This window comes from Pseudomonas sp. NFXW11, assembly GCF_049887815.1.
Classification (GTDB): Bacteria; Pseudomonadota; Gammaproteobacteria; order Pseudomonadales; family Pseudomonadaceae; genus Aquipseudomonas.
Map to the genome: position 1 here is coordinate 45,729 of NZ_JAGEKI010000025.1, position 13,463 is coordinate 59,191.

General features: G+C 65.2%; 12 protein-coding genes. 8 read left to right on the forward strand and 4 right to left on the reverse strand.

The window, feature by feature from the left end; translation table 11 throughout:
- Nucleotides 1-11: 11 nt before the first annotated feature.
- Nucleotides 12-1,067 carry a permease gene (locus tag J4P02_RS28165; protein ID WP_426196595.1) on the reverse strand — a complete coding sequence of 352 codons (1,056 nt, stop codon included), beginning with the start codon at nt 1,065-1,067 and terminating at the stop codon, nt 12-14.
- Nucleotides 1,068-1,429: 362 nt separating this feature from the next.
- On the opposite strand from J4P02_RS28165, the gene J4P02_RS28170 reads away from it, so the two are divergent.
- The 6 genes from J4P02_RS28170 to J4P02_RS28195 all read left to right on the forward strand — a co-directional run bounded on the left by J4P02_RS28170 (nt 1,430) and on the right by J4P02_RS28195 (nt 8,771).
- Nucleotides 1,430-2,134 (forward strand): glutathione binding-like protein, encoded by a 705-nt coding sequence (locus J4P02_RS28170; RefSeq protein WP_426196597.1) that lies wholly within the window; start codon nt 1,430-1,432, stop codon nt 2,132-2,134.
- Between the two features lie 360 nt (nt 2,135-2,494).
- Nucleotides 2,495-3,346, forward strand: a complete 852-nt coding sequence (locus J4P02_RS28175) for a PhzF family phenazine biosynthesis protein (RefSeq protein ID WP_426196599.1) — start codon at nt 2,495-2,497, stop codon at nt 3,344-3,346.
- 266 nt (nt 3,347-3,612) lie between these two features.
- A complete protein-coding gene (hemB, locus tag J4P02_RS28180) occupies nt 3,613-4,587 on the forward strand; it encodes a porphobilinogen synthase (protein WP_426196602.1) in 975 nt (324 codons plus the stop codon).
- Between the two features lie 116 nt (nt 4,588-4,703).
- Nucleotides 4,704-5,225, forward strand: a complete 522-nt coding sequence (locus J4P02_RS28185; RefSeq protein ID WP_426196604.1) for a sigma-70 family RNA polymerase sigma factor — start codon at nt 4,704-4,706, stop codon at nt 5,223-5,225.
- The gene (locus J4P02_RS28190; RefSeq protein ID WP_426196606.1) at nt 5,222-6,193 is read left to right on the forward strand and encodes a FecR family protein; all 972 of its coding nucleotides are present in this window, start codon (nt 5,222-5,224) and stop codon (nt 6,191-6,193) included. Before J4P02_RS28185 ends, J4P02_RS28190 begins: the two co-directional genes overlap by 4 nt.
- 103 nt (nt 6,194-6,296) lie before the next feature.
- A complete protein-coding gene (locus J4P02_RS28195) occupies nt 6,297-8,771 on the forward strand; it encodes a TonB-dependent siderophore receptor (RefSeq protein WP_426196608.1) in 2,475 nt (824 codons plus the stop codon).
- Here the strand turns inward: J4P02_RS28195 and J4P02_RS28200 are convergent.
- Together J4P02_RS28200 and J4P02_RS28205 are read right to left on the reverse strand one after the other, a co-directional pair.
- Entirely contained in the window at nt 8,768-10,318 is a 1,551-nt protein-coding gene (locus J4P02_RS28200; RefSeq protein ID WP_426196611.1) for an FAD-dependent oxidoreductase, read from the reverse strand. The genes J4P02_RS28195 and J4P02_RS28200 overlap by 4 nt on opposite strands.
- A gap of 82 nt (nt 10,319-10,400) precedes the next feature.
- Complete coding sequence (locus J4P02_RS28205) at nt 10,401-11,015, reverse strand: LysE family translocator (protein WP_426196613.1); 615 nt, start codon at nt 11,013-11,015, stop codon at nt 10,401-10,403.
- A 258-nt stretch (nt 11,016-11,273) separates the two neighbouring features.
- Between J4P02_RS28205 and J4P02_RS28210 the strand changes: the two genes are divergently transcribed.
- Nucleotides 11,274-12,368 carry a DUF1615 domain-containing protein gene (locus tag J4P02_RS28210; protein ID WP_426196615.1) on the forward strand — a complete coding sequence of 365 codons (1,095 nt, stop codon included), beginning with the start codon at nt 11,274-11,276 and terminating at the stop codon, nt 12,366-12,368.
- Between the two features lie 340 nt (nt 12,369-12,708).
- On the opposite strand, the gene J4P02_RS28215 is transcribed toward J4P02_RS28210, so the two are convergent.
- Nucleotides 12,709-12,990, reverse strand: coding sequence for a hypothetical protein (locus J4P02_RS28215; RefSeq protein ID WP_426196617.1), 282 nt, complete (start codon nt 12,988-12,990; stop codon nt 12,709-12,711).
- Between J4P02_RS28215 and J4P02_RS28220 the strand changes: the two genes are divergently transcribed.
- Nucleotides 12,878-13,435, forward strand: coding sequence for an ATP phosphoribosyltransferase regulatory subunit (locus J4P02_RS28220; protein WP_426196663.1), 558 nt, complete (start codon nt 12,878-12,880; stop codon nt 13,433-13,435). The genes J4P02_RS28215 and J4P02_RS28220 overlap by 113 nt on opposite strands.
- Nucleotides 13,436-13,463: the final 28 nt, after the last annotated feature.

Genomic DNA, 13,463 nt, shown 5'->3' on the forward strand with positions numbered 1-13,463 from the left:
CTGCCAGGGCCTTACAGCAATACCGCACCAATCAACCCGCAGACGATGCCCACCAGCATGGTCAGCAGCGCCACGGTGACCAGCACCCGGGCATCGAAGTCTTTGCGCAGCATCAACAGCGACGGCAGGCTGATGCTGGGCAGGGTCATCAGCAGGGCCACCGCCGAGCCGGTGCCCAGGCCCAGGGTCATCATGGTCTGCACGATGGGGATTTCCGCCGCGGTGGGGATCACGAACAGGGTGCCGGCAATCGCCAGGGGCACCAGCCACCACAGGCTGTCACCCATGGCGCCGTCGATGTGCGGGAACAGCCAGACCCGCGCCGCGCCCAGCGCCAGCACGGCGACGATATAGATCGGGATGGTGCTCCAGAACAGCTGCCACAGGGTCTTGCCCCAGCGCACCAGGAACGGCTGCCGGTCGACGCTGCTGGCTTCCACCACGGCATCCACCGCGGCTTCCGGGAGTTGTTCCGGGCCGGCAATCCGCTGCGCGATCAGCGATACGCCAAGCACCAGGACAATGCCCGCCACCAGACGCAAGGCGGAAAACCCCCAGCCCAGGACAAAACCCATGAATACCAGGGTGGCCGGGTTGAGCACCGGGTTGGCGATCCAGAAGGCCAGGGCCGCGCCCACGGAAACCTTCTGCCGGCGCAGACCGGCGGCCACGGGCGCGGCGCAGCAGGAGCACATCATGCCCGGCAGGGCGAACAGCCCACCACGCAGGGTCGAGCCGAAACCGGCGCGGCCGAACAGCCGCAGCAGCCAGTCACGAGGGATCAGCACCTGCAGCAACGAACCGAGAATCACTGCCAGCACCGCAGCCTTCCAGATCGCCAGGAAGTACACCTGGGAATAGGCCAGGGCCGCGCTCCAGGGCGAGCTTTGCTGATCGTTGAGGATCGACGCGCCGATGCTGTGGCTGTCGGCGGCGACAAAGGCCTTGAAGTAGTAGGGCGACCACTTCACGTAGTACAGGCCGACAGCGGCGATCAGCAGGAACAGCAGGGGTTTCCACCAGAGCGACCAGCCACGGGCGGGCTGGGTGGAGACGAGGTTGGACATGAAGGGTATTCCACGCAAAGACAATAAGCGGGAATTGTAGCTGCTGAAGGTGCCAAAGGGAGTAAGCGGCAAGCGGCAAGCGACAAGCAAAAAGCAAAAAGCAAAATGCCCCAAGCTTTTAGGCTTGAGGCTTGAGGCTTGAGGCTTGAGGCTTGAGGCTTGAGGCTTGAGGCTTGAGGCTTGAGGCTTGAGGCTTGAGGCTTGAGGCTTGAGGCTTGAGGCTTGAGGCTTGCAGCTTGCAGCTTGCAGCTTGCAGCTTGCAGCTTGCAGCTTGCAGCTTGCAGCTTGCAGCTGCGCTGCGATAATCCCCAGCCTTCGCCGCCCGCGGCGCAGCCCCCTTTGACTGTCACCGGAAGCCTGTCATGACCGATCTTTCCACCTTCGCCGTTACCCAGAAATGGCCTGCGCAATTCCCTGAGTGGATCCAGCTGTATTCGTTGCCGACGCCCAATGGGGTCAAGGTGTCGATCATGCTCGAAGAGATCGGCCTGCCTTACGAGGCGCATCGGGTGAGCTTCGACACTCAGGACCAGATGACGCCGGAGTTCCTCAGCGTCAGCCCGAACAACAAGATCCCGGCGATTCTCGACCCCCATGGCCCGGGGGATCGGCCTTTGGCGCTGTTCGAGTCGGGGGCGATCCTGATTTACCTGGCGGACAAGAGCGGGCAGTTGCTGGCCCAGGAGTCCGCGGCGCGCTATGAAACCATCCAGTGGCTGATGTTCCAGATGGGCGGCATTGGGCCGATATTCGGCCAGGTGGGGTTCTTCCATAAGTTCGCCGGCAAGGACTATGAGGACAAGCGTCCCCTGGAGCGTTATGTGAATGAGGCCAAGCGTTTGCTGGGGGTGCTGGACAAGCACTTGCAGGGGCGGGAATGGATCATGGGCGAGCGCTACACCATTGCCGATATCGCCACCTTTCCGTGGATTCGCAACCTGATCGGTTTCTATGAGGCGGGGGAGTTGGTGGGGATCGACAGCTTCCCTGAGGTGAAGCGGGTGTTGGCGAAGTTTGTGGCGCGGCCGGCGGTGGTGAGGGGGTTGGAGATTCCTCGGGTTGCTTGAGGGATTGAGTACATATCCGTTTTCGGGGTAGCGGCGGCTAGCTCGGCATCCATGCCGAGCTGCCCCCCTGCGCAATGCCTGCACTCGGCCTCCTGAAGGGGCAGGCAGATCAAAAGCAAGATCAAAATCAAAAGCTGGAGCCAAGCGCGTTTTACGCGCTTATCGTAGGAGCCGGCTTGCCGGCGAAGAGGCCCTTACGGCTGGCAGCGTCCTGGCTGACGCCTTCGCTGGCAAGCCAGCTCCTACGTTGGTTTTCTAAGTGAGCCGGTGTAAGAGCGGAACCAATAGCCTCATGACCGCTGCATCGAAGCTGTAGACTCCCCAGGCCAATTACAACTCCAACACGTTCACAGGCCCCTAATGCCCGCCCTGAATTTCAAGCAAGTCGACGTCTTCAGTGCCACGCCCTTGAAGGGTAATCCCGTGGCTGTGGTGTTTGATGCCGATGCTCTCAGCGATGAGTGCATGGCGACTTTCGCCAACTGGACCAACCTCAGCGAAACCACCTTCCTGCTCAAGCCTCGCGACCCCCGCGCGGACTATCGCCTGCGGATCTTCACCACCCTCCAGGAACTGCCCTTCGCCGGCCACCCGACCCTGGGCAGTTGTCACGCCTGGCTCGAAGCCGGCGGCGTGCCCCGGGGCGAGGAGATCATTCAGGAGTGCGAGGTGGGCCTGGTGCGCATTCGTCGTCAGGGCCAGCAGCTGGCCTTTCTCGCGCCGCCGTTGCTCAGGTCCGGTGCGGTGGAGCCTCAGGTGCTGGAGCAGGTACGTCGTGGCCTGCGCCTGGCGCCGCAGGACATCCTCCAGGCGCAGTGGGTCGACAACGGCGCCGGTTGGCTGGCGGTGATGCTCGGCGAACGCCAGCAAGTGCTCGACTTGCAACCCGATTACCCGGCACTGATCGGCCTTGCCGTGGGGGTGATCGCGCCTTGCGATCCGGCGCGGGATAACAGCGATGCACAGTTCGAAGTGCGGGCCTTTATCGCTGGCGATGGCATGCCCGAAGACCCGGCCACCGGCAGCCTCAATGCCGGCATCGCCCAGTGGCTGCTGGGCGCCGGCCTGGCGCCGGCTCGCTACAGCGTCAGCCAAGGCCTGAGCATGGGCCGGGCAGGGCGGATTGAAGTGGAGCAGATCGGCGATGAAGTGTGGATCGGCGGCAGCGTCGTCACCTGCATAGAAGGGAAGCTGCTAGCGGCAAGCTGTTAGCGGCAGGAAACAGCGGCCAGCCAAACGCTGCGCACTTGTAGCTAGAAGCTTGCCGCTGCTTCTCTTTTTGTTGCGTCAGATGGTCGCAGGTTGCCAGCGCCGGCCTGCGCCAAGCCCCTGAATAGCGGGCCCGGCGGTGATTGTTGCGGGATTCACAAGGCTCTCTTGAGCGTCTCGGGGTTTGTACCAGGGGGCCTGCGGGCATAAGCTTTGGGCCTTTTTTCGACATAGCTTGTGTTGTCCCGCGCTCAGCCTTAGGAAAAATCATGTCCAGCCAGTTCCCAGAAGCCCGTCCGCGTCGCCTGCGTCGCTCCGAACAACTGCGCAGCCTGTTCCAGGAAACCGAGTTCACCCTCAACGACCTGGTGCTGCCGATTTTCGTCGAGGAGGAAATCGACGATTTCGTGCCGATCAAGAGCATGCCGGGGGTGATGCGCATTCCGGAATCCAAGCTGGCCGGGGAGATCGAGCGCTACGCCCGCGCCGGGATCAAGTCGGTGATGACCTTCGGCGTGTCCCACCACCTGGATTGCGACGGCAGCGACACCTGGCAGGAAAACGGCCTGGTGTCGCGCATGTCGCGCATCGCCAAGGACGCGGTGCCGGAGATGATCGTGATGTCCGATACCTGCTTCTGCGAGTACACCGAGCACGGCCATTGTGGGGTGATGCACGGCCATGAAGTGGACAACGACCAGACCCTGATTAACCTCGGCAAGCAGGCGGTGGCTGCGGCCCGGGCCGGCGCCGATGTGATTGCGCCGTCGGCGGCCATGGACGGTCAGGTCCAGGCCATCCGCCGGGCCCTGGATGCCGCCGGTTTCACCCAGACGCCGATCATGGCCTATTCCACCAAGTTTGCCTCGGCGCTCTACGGCCCGTTCCGCGAGGCCGGCGGCAGTGCGCTCAAGGGTGATCGCAAGAGCTACCAGATGAACCCGATGAACCGCCGCGAAGCGGTGCGCGAATCCTTGCTGGACGAGCAGGAAGGGGCCGACTCGCTGATGGTCAAGCCGGCGGGGGCCTACCTCGACATCATCCGCGACATCCGTGAGGCCTCGCGCCTGCCGGTGGCGGCGTACCAGGTGAGTGGCGAGTACGCGATGATCAAGTTCGGTGCCCAGGCCGGTGCCATCGACGAGCAGCGGGTGGTTCGCGAGAGCCTGGGCTCGATCAAGCGCGCCGGCGCCGACCTGATCTTCACCTACTTCGCCATGGACCTGGCCCTGGCCGGAATCTGACCGCGGCGGGCCCTGCCCGATGCCACGAACGCCCGGTGCGGCGTTCGTGGCTATTGCCAAAACTTTCGTCTCTACATGACAATGCGATTCATTATCAAATATGAATCCCTACTGTCATGTCCGCCGACGACCTCTCCCTGCGCTGCGCCGTCAACCACCTCTATACCGATCACCATGGCTGGCTGCATGGCTGGTTGCGCCGTCGCCTGGGCAACACATTCGATGCCGCCGACCTGGTGCAGGACACCTTCGTGCGGGTGCTCAAGGCGCGCAATGCCCTGGAGATCCGCGAGCCGCGGCCCTATCTGTCGCGCATTGCCCATGGCCTGCTGATCGACCTGTTTCGCCGCCGTTCCCTGGAGCAGGCCTACCTCGAAGCCCTGGCCCAGGTGCCCGAGGGCGAGCACCCGTCGCCGGAAGAGCAGAGCATGCTGTTGCAGGCGCTGCTGGAAATCGACCGGCTGCTGGATGGCCTGGGCAGCAAGGTCAAGCAGGCCTTCCTGTTGTCGCAATGCGATGGCCTGACCTATGAGCAGATCGCCGAGCGCCTGCAAGTCTCGGTGCGCAGCGTCAACAACTACATGGCCAAGGCCATGGAGCATTGCTGCCTGATGCAAATGCGGATGCAGCTGGCATGAGCTTCGCCAGCCTGCAACTGAGTGTCGGCGAGCGCCAGGCCATCAGCGGCGCGGCGCGCTGGTATGCGCAATTGCGCTCCGGCAGTGTCAGCGAACAGGAACAGGCGGCCTGGCGTGAGTGGCTGGCGGCCGACCCCTTGCACCGCCAGGCCTGGGAGCGCATGCAGCAACTGGGCGAGCAGATGGCGACACTGCCCGGCGGCCTGGCCGGCTCCACCTTGCGCGGGGCAGGGCGCTCGCGCCGCGAGCTGATGCGCAACCTGGTGGTGCTGGCGTCGGCGGGCTCCCTGGGTTGGCTGGGCTGGCAGAGCGACAGTGCCCAGCAACTGCTGGCGGACTACCGCACCCAGATCGGCGAGCGCCGCGAGGTGCGCCTGGCGGACGGCAGCTCGCTGCTGCTTAACACCAACACCTCGGTCAATGTGCAGTTCGACGGCACCCAGCGCAAGGTGCAGTTGCTCTGGGGCGAGGTGCTGGTCAGCACCGCTGCCGATCCCTTGCAGCGACCCTTCCGGGTGCTCACCCGGCAGGCCGAGGTGCTGGCCCTGGGCACGCGCTTCGTGTTGCGCAGCGACGAGCGTGAAGATCAGGTAGCGGTACTGGAACATGCGGTGCAGGTCAGCCTGGCCAATGGTGCCGCGCCGCGTCGGGTCGAGGCCGGCCAGCAACTGGCGTTCAGCGCCGGGGCCTTTGCCGCGCTGCGGCCCAACGATGCCTCGGTAGGCGCCTGGCGCCAGGGCAGCATCATCGCCATCGACCGGCCCCTGGGGGAGTTGCTGGCCGAACTGTCGCGCTACCGCCGTGGGGTGCTGCAGTGCGATCCGCAGATTGCCGGGCTGAAGATTTCCGGGGCCTTCCCCATCGACGACACCGACCGTGCCCTGGCGGCGCTGGAAAGCGGCTTCTCGCTAGAGATCAAGCGCTACACCCGTTACTGGGTGCGGGTCTCCGACAGCCAACTGGGCTGAATCGGCCCGGGGAAAAATATTTTTCCGGGCCTTTGCATCTTTGCCGACCCTGGTCCGGCTTATCCCCCAGTGGATCCATTTTCGAGAGCGGGGAAGGCAAAGCATGTCTGAAGTTCACAAGTCGAAGCTGGCCCGGGCCATCAAGGTCGGGCTCTGGGGCGCGCTGGCAGTCCATGGCGTGGCGCTGCTGCCGGTGACTGCGGTAGCCGCCAGCGAACAGACCGCGGTGCGCCGCTTCGATATCGCCGGCGGTGACCTGACCGAGGTGCTGAGCCGTTACGCCAGTGCGGCCGGGGCGGCGATTTCCTTCGATGCCCGGCAGACCGCCGGCTTGCGTTCGGCCGGGCTCCAGGGCGAGTACGGGGTGCAGGAAGGCTTTGCGCGGATTCTCGCCGGCAGCGGCTGGCAGGCCGAGCAGCAGGGCAACGGCAGCTATGTGCTGCGCCCCGTGCCCCAAGGTAGCGGCACCCTGCAGCTGGGCACCACCCAGGTGCAGGGCCAGGAGCTGGGGGCCACCACCGAGTATTCCGGTTCCTACACCACAGGTGCAGTGACCATCGGCAAGGGCCAGCACTCCCTCAAGGAAACCCCGCAGTCGGTGACCGTGATCACCCGCAAGATGCTCGATGACCAGAACCTCAACACCATCGACCAGGTGATGGAGAAGACCCCGGGCATCACCCTTTACGACTCGCCCATGGGCGGCAAGTATTTCTACTCCCGGGGCTTTCGCATGACCGGCCAGTACCAGTACGACGGCGTGCCCCTGGACATGGGCAGCAGCTACGTGCAGGCCGACAGCTTCAGCAGCGACATGGCCTTCTATGACCGGGTGGAGATCCTCCGCGGCGCCGCCGGCATGCTCAAGGGCGCGGGCGGCACTGCCGGCTCGGTGAACTTCGTGCGCAAGCGCGGCCAGGCCACGCCCCACACCGAGCTGACGATGTCCGCCGGCAGCTGGGACAACTACCGCGGCCAGGTGGACACCGGTGGCCCCTTGAACGACGCGGGCACCCTCCGTGGCCGGGCGGTGGTCACCCAGCAGACCCGGCAGTATTTCTATGACCTGGGCGAGCGCAAGGACCAGGTCTACTACGGCGCCCTGGACTTCGACCTCAGCGACGCCACCACCCTGGGCCTGGGCATGGCCTACGAAGATGTCGACTCGCGCCCATGCTGGGGCGGCCTGCCGCGCTACAGCGACGGCAGCGACCTCAAGCTTGGCCGCTCCACTTGCCTGAACACCGCCTGGAACAACTCGCGCAGCAAGCGCGCGACCTATTTCGCCGACCTCAAGCAACAGCTCAACGACGATTGGGCGCTGAAGGTGGCCGGGGTCTACAGCCGCAACACCCAGGACATCGAGTACGCCTTCCCCAGCGGCTCGGTGCCGGTGGGCGCCAGCCGTTCCAATACCCTGATGCTGGCCAGCATCTTTGACTACGACCAGGTCGACTACGGTTTCGATGCCTATGTCGATGGGCACTTCCAGGCCTTCGGCCAGGAGCACGAGCTGACCTTCGGCGCCAACGCCAGCCGCTCCATCAAGGACGACTTCTACGCCGTGGTGGCGATGCCGCAGCGGCAGAACGTGCTGGACCCCGATCACCACCTGCCCAAGCCCGCTGACAGCTACTACCAGAGCAACGCCAGCCGCGGCGGGCCCACCGACCTGCGGGTGCAGCAGCAAGGGCTGTATTCCACCCTGCGCCTGAAGCTGGCCGACCCGCTGACCCTGGTCATGGGCGGGCGGGTCAGCTGGTACAAGTCACAGAACGATTCCGTGGCCTACTGGTTCGATACCCGCACGCCAAGCAGCGCCAGCTCCAAGGAAACCGGCGAGGTCACGCCTTTCGCCGGGGTGCTGTATGACCTCAACGACAACCTCACGGCCTACGCCAGCTACTCCAGCATCTTCACCCCCCAGGGCAGCTATCGCACCCTTAACGGTGCACCGCTCAAGCCGCTGGTGGGCAAGAGCTATGAGCTGGGGATCAAGGGCGAGTGGTTCGACGGCCGCCTGAACAGCGCCTTCAGCCTGTTCCGCACCATTCAGCAGGATGCGGCCCAGGACGACCCGCTGTGCCCCGACAGCACCTGCTCGCTGAACTCGGGCAAGGTCCGCGCCCAGGGCTTCGAGGCCGAAGTCAGTGGTGAAGTGATCGAGCGCCTGCAACTGCTGGCGGGCTACACCTACACCCAGACCAAGACCCTGAAGGACGCCGACAGCAACAATGACGGCCAGCCGTTCAATTCCTATGTACCGCGGCACCTGCTGCGAGTCTGGGGCGACTACCAGCTGGGCGGTGCCCTGGAGCGCTTCAACCTGGGCGCCGGGGTCAATGCGCAAAGCGACAACTTCCGCGTCTCGCCCACCAGCGGCAAGCACATCAGCCAGGCCGGCTACGCGATCTGGAACGGACGTATCGGCTATCGCATCGACGACACCTGGTCCCTGGCGCTGAACGGCAACAACCTGCTGGACAAGCGCTACTACACCACCATCGGTACCGAAGGCTTCGGTAACTTCTACGGTGACCCGCGCAACTTCACCCTGTCGGTGAAAGCCGACTTCTAAGGTGTGTGGCGGGCCGGTGCGCTGCCCTGCGGCTGTATCTGACGTTCCTGAAAGTACTGCTCCAGCGACTGTGGGTCGCCGGAGCGCTGGGCCAGTGCTACATAGGTGTCCGGGCGCAGCAGGTACAGGGCATTGCGCGTCAGCCCGGCCAGGGTATGGGCCGGGCGCCAGTCGAACTCCCGCAGCGGCAGTTGCCGTTCGGCGCACCAGGCGCGCAGGGCATCGCTGGCCATGCCGTACACATGCACCTGCCAGCCCAGGTACTGCAGGCTGTCGAAGTTGTCGTGCTCGCCATCCTGGGCCCAGGGCAGGCGGTCGCCGCCATGCACCGAGCCGACACTGCCGGCGCTCAGGGGCATGCCACGGTAGTTGAGGGTGATCTGCGACACGGTGCGAAAGAGGAATTCCCGGGCGCGTTCGAAGGCGGCAATCTTCGGCAGCAGCAGGGGCGCCAGGCGGGTGCGGGCCAGGTAGGCGATTGGCCCATCGGCGGTGGCGAAGCTGAACACTCGGTCGGTGGTGCTCACCAGGCGTTTGGCGAATTCCATGCGTTCGTTCTGATAGGTATCCAGCAGGCTGTCGTCGCTCTGGCCGCGAAGCACTGTCGCCAGTTTCCAGGCCAGGTTGATCGCATCGCCGATACCGGTGTTCATGCCCTGGCCGCCGGCGGGGCTGTGCACGTGGGCCGCGTCGCCGAGCAGAAACACCCGCCCGCAGCGAAAGTGCTCGGCCACCCGGTGGTGCACCTTGTAGGTGGAGAACCAGTTGACCTGGTCGACCTCGACCTTGAGCTGATGCATGGCGCGCTGGCTGACGTCCTCGAAACGCAGGTTCTCCGGGTGTTCGGCGCGCTCGTCACGCACCGTGCCGATCAGCCGCGCGCGGCCGCTGTGGGCCAGGGGAAATACGGCGAGAAAGTCGGCGTCGTCCAGGTCCACGTGCAGCTGGCCATTGATGCTCGGCCCGCGGGCCTCGACATCGGCGACATAGAACACCTGCTGGTAGGTGCCGCCGGGAAAGCCGGTGCCCAGGGTCTTGCGCACCGTGGAGCGGGCGCCGTCGCAGCCGGCCAGGTAGAACGCCTGGCAGTGTTCCTCGCGGCCCTCGGCGCCGCGCAGGCGGGCACTGATCAGGTGGCCGTGGTCGGTGAAGGCCAGCAGCTCGGTGTTGCGCTCGACCTCGACCCCCAGCAGCGCCAGGCGCTCGATCAACAGCTGTTCGTGTTCGTCCTGGGGGAATATCTGCAGGAAGGGGTAGGGCGTCAGGTCCTCGCCGATGGCGCTCAAGGGCAGTTGCGCGGCCTGGTCGCCCTTGACCCAGAGGTTCACCGCCGGCACATGGTGGCCGCGCTCGACTATGGCCTGGGTCAGGTCCAGCTGACGGTACAGCTCAAGGGTCCGCGCCTGCACCGCCAGGGCCCGGGAGGTGGTGCCCGGGCCCTGGGTCTTGTCGATGATCCGCACCTTGACCCCTTGCTGGCGTAGCCAGAGCGCCAGCACCAGGCCGGTGGGGCCGGCGCCGATGATCAGTACGTCACTGCAGTTCATGTGTCTGCCCTCGGTTGCAGGTCAATCTCATGCCTCTGGCTGGGTGGCGAGCTGTGGGGGCGGGCGGCGCCGGCCACAAGGCTCAGCGCTGGGCGAAGGCCAGGTTCAGGCCCAGGCCGGCGAAGCTGGCGGCAAAGCTGCGCCGCAACCAGTTCTGCACCTTGGGCGACTCGATCACCGCGCGGCGGAACAGGTTGGCCAGCAGGCCATAGAGCACGAACACCAGGAAGGTCATGGCCATGAACACGCCGCTCAAGGTGACCATCTGCAGCAGCGGGTCGCTGCCGTCATGGGCGATGAACTGGGGCAGGAAGGCAAGAAAGAAGATCGTCAGCTTGGGGTTGAGGATATTCAGCAGGCAGGCCTTGAGCATCAAGGCTCCGGCGCCCCGGCTGACCGCGTTGCCGTCGACCACGAAGGCCGAGCGATCGCGCCAGGTGGCATAGGCCAGGTACAGCAGGTAGGCGACGCCGGCGAACTTCAGGCCCTGGAAGGCCAGGGCGCTGGTGTGCAGGATCGCCGACAGGCCCAGGGCCGAGGCCAGCAGGTGCGGGATTATCCCCGCGGTGCAGCCGATGGCGGTGAACAGGCTGGCACGCTTGCCGGCCACCAGGGCGGTGGAAATGGTCAGGATCACGCCGGTGCCGGGAATCAGCACGACGATCAGGCTGGTTAGCAGAAAATCCAGGGTCAGCATCCGGTATTCACTCCATCGACAGGGGGGCGGGGCATCAACATACACCTTGCTGCGCCGTCCGGTAGAAGGATTCTAGTCAGACTTTGGCCAATGTCCGCCGCCGTTGCAGGGTGAATTTTGCCCCGATGCGGGCGGTGACCGCCGCCAGGCCCGTGACCACAGGTGGGTGCTGGGGAACGGCGGCGTCCATCCCGGGTCGATATCCGTGGCCCGGTGCTTTACTGCATGGGGTGGCATTCTCTTGCCCTGTGGAGTCCCATGATTTCCTTTCGTCTTGTCAGTGCTGTGCTTGGTCTGGTGCTGCTCGCCGGTTGCGCCAGCCGCTCGGGCCCGCAACCGCCGTCGCTCAGCCCCGAGCAGGCGCGGGCGCGCATCCTGCGGCTGCTGCCGGCCGAGGTCGGCGATCGCCAGGGCTGGGCCCGAGATATCCAGGTGGCGTTCAGCAGCCAGGGCCTGGAGCCCAGCCAGAGCAATCTGTGCGCGGTGCTGGCGGTGACCGAGCAGGAGTCCGGCTTCCAGGTCGACCCGAAGGTGCCGGGCCTGGGGCGCATCGCCCGGGAAGAGATCGATCGCCGCGCGGCCAAGGTGCATGTGCCGGCGCTGCTGGTCAGCGCTGCCCTGCAGCTGCGTTCCAGTACTGGCCAGTCCTACAGCCAGCGCCTGGCCGAGGCCCGCAGCGAGAAGCAACTGAGCGCGATTTTCGATGACTTCATCGCCATGGCGCCCTTGGGCCAGCGCCTGTTCGGCGGCTTCAACCCGGTGCACACCGGCGGGCCGATGCAGGTCAGCATCGCCTTTGCCGAAACCCGGGCGCAGGGCTACCCCTATCCGCTGCAGGGTTCGATCCGCGATGAAGTCTTCAGCCGGCGCGGCGGCATGTATTTCGGCATCGCCCACCTGCTGGGCTATCCGGTGAGCTACCCGCAGCCGCTGTACCGTTTCGCCGATTTCAACGCCGGCTGGTACGCCAGTCGCAATGCCGCCTTCCAGGCGGCGGTGAGCCGGCTCAGCGGTATCGAGCTGGCCCTGGATGGCGACCTGATCCGCTACGACTCGCTGCTGCCCGGCAGCACCGAACTGGCCGTGCGCAGCCTGGGCAAGCAGCTGGGGCTGCGCAACCCGGTGATCCGCGAGCAGTTGGAAAAAGGCGCCAGCCAGGCCTTCGAACAGACCGAGCTGTACCGCCAGGTGTTCACCCTGGCCGAACGGGCGGCGGGCAAGCCGCTGCCGCGCCAGGTGCTGCCCGGTATTGCACTCAAGAGCCCGAAGATCACCCGCCAGCTGACCACCGCCTGGTTCGCCAAGCGGGTGGATGAGCGCTACCAGCGCTGCCTGCAACGCCCGTTTCCCTGAGATGAGCAGGCGCGGTTCCTGGTGGCGAGGGAGCTTGCTCCCGCTGGGGTGCGCAGCGCCCCCATCCAGGGTGAGTGATCATTCTCCGGCATAGCGCTCCAGTAGGCTGCGCCCCGGGGCGCCGGTGGAGCGAACGGGAGCAAGCTCCCTCGCCACATTTTTCGTGCAGGCGCTTGAGTGAATTTTCTTGTGAGGGCCCGCTTGTCAGGCGTTGGCAGCGCATGGCAGGATGCGCCATGAATTTTTCCCGGCTCGTCTCTCGCACTCATCACCATCGACCTCATTCCCGGGGCCGTGGTCGCATGTGCGCGTCGAGCCGTCAGTTATCGCCGCATCGCGATCACTGACCTTCGATGAAAAAAACCAAGGCGCCCCACAAGGCGCCTTTTTTATTGCCTGTAAAAAACCAGAGGAAATACAGATGACCATGCTCCGTGGCACTCGAATGATCACCGGCGAACAAGCCGCCACCCTGCGCATCCTGGAAGGACGGTTCCGGAGCTGGCTTCATCGAAGCGGGTGCTGAAGAAGTCATAGTCCCGGCGCTGTGGGGCCAGGACACCTTTATCGAAAAGGCCGGCGGCAGCGAAGTCATCGGCCAGATGTGGGCCTTCAACGACAAGGCCGGGCGCGCCTGCTGCCTGATTCCGGAGGCCACGGCGCTGTTCCAGGAAACCGCTCGCGAACTGTTGGCGGGGCGCGAGCAGGCGATGTTGTTCTATGTTGCCCGCTGCTATCGCTATGAGCGGCCGCAAGCCGGGCGCTACCGTGAGTTCACCCAGCTGGGCCTGGAGATCCTCGGCCCCGATCCGCTGCAAGCCCTGGAGCAGGCGCGGGCCCTGTGCGTGGGTTTTCTCGATTCACTGGGCCTGGACTACGAGCTCAACCTGGGGGTCAAGCGTGGCCTGAGCTACTACCTCGATGGCCGGGGTTTCGAGGTCCGCTGCCCGAGCCTGGGGGCGCAGCAACAGGTGGTGGGGGCTGGCGCCTATAGGGAAGGCGCCGGTTTCGGCATCGGCCTGGAGCGCCTGCAACTGGCGCTGCAAGCCGTTGTAGAAGCTGGCTAGTGTAGGCGCTGGCCAGCGATGGCCCCCG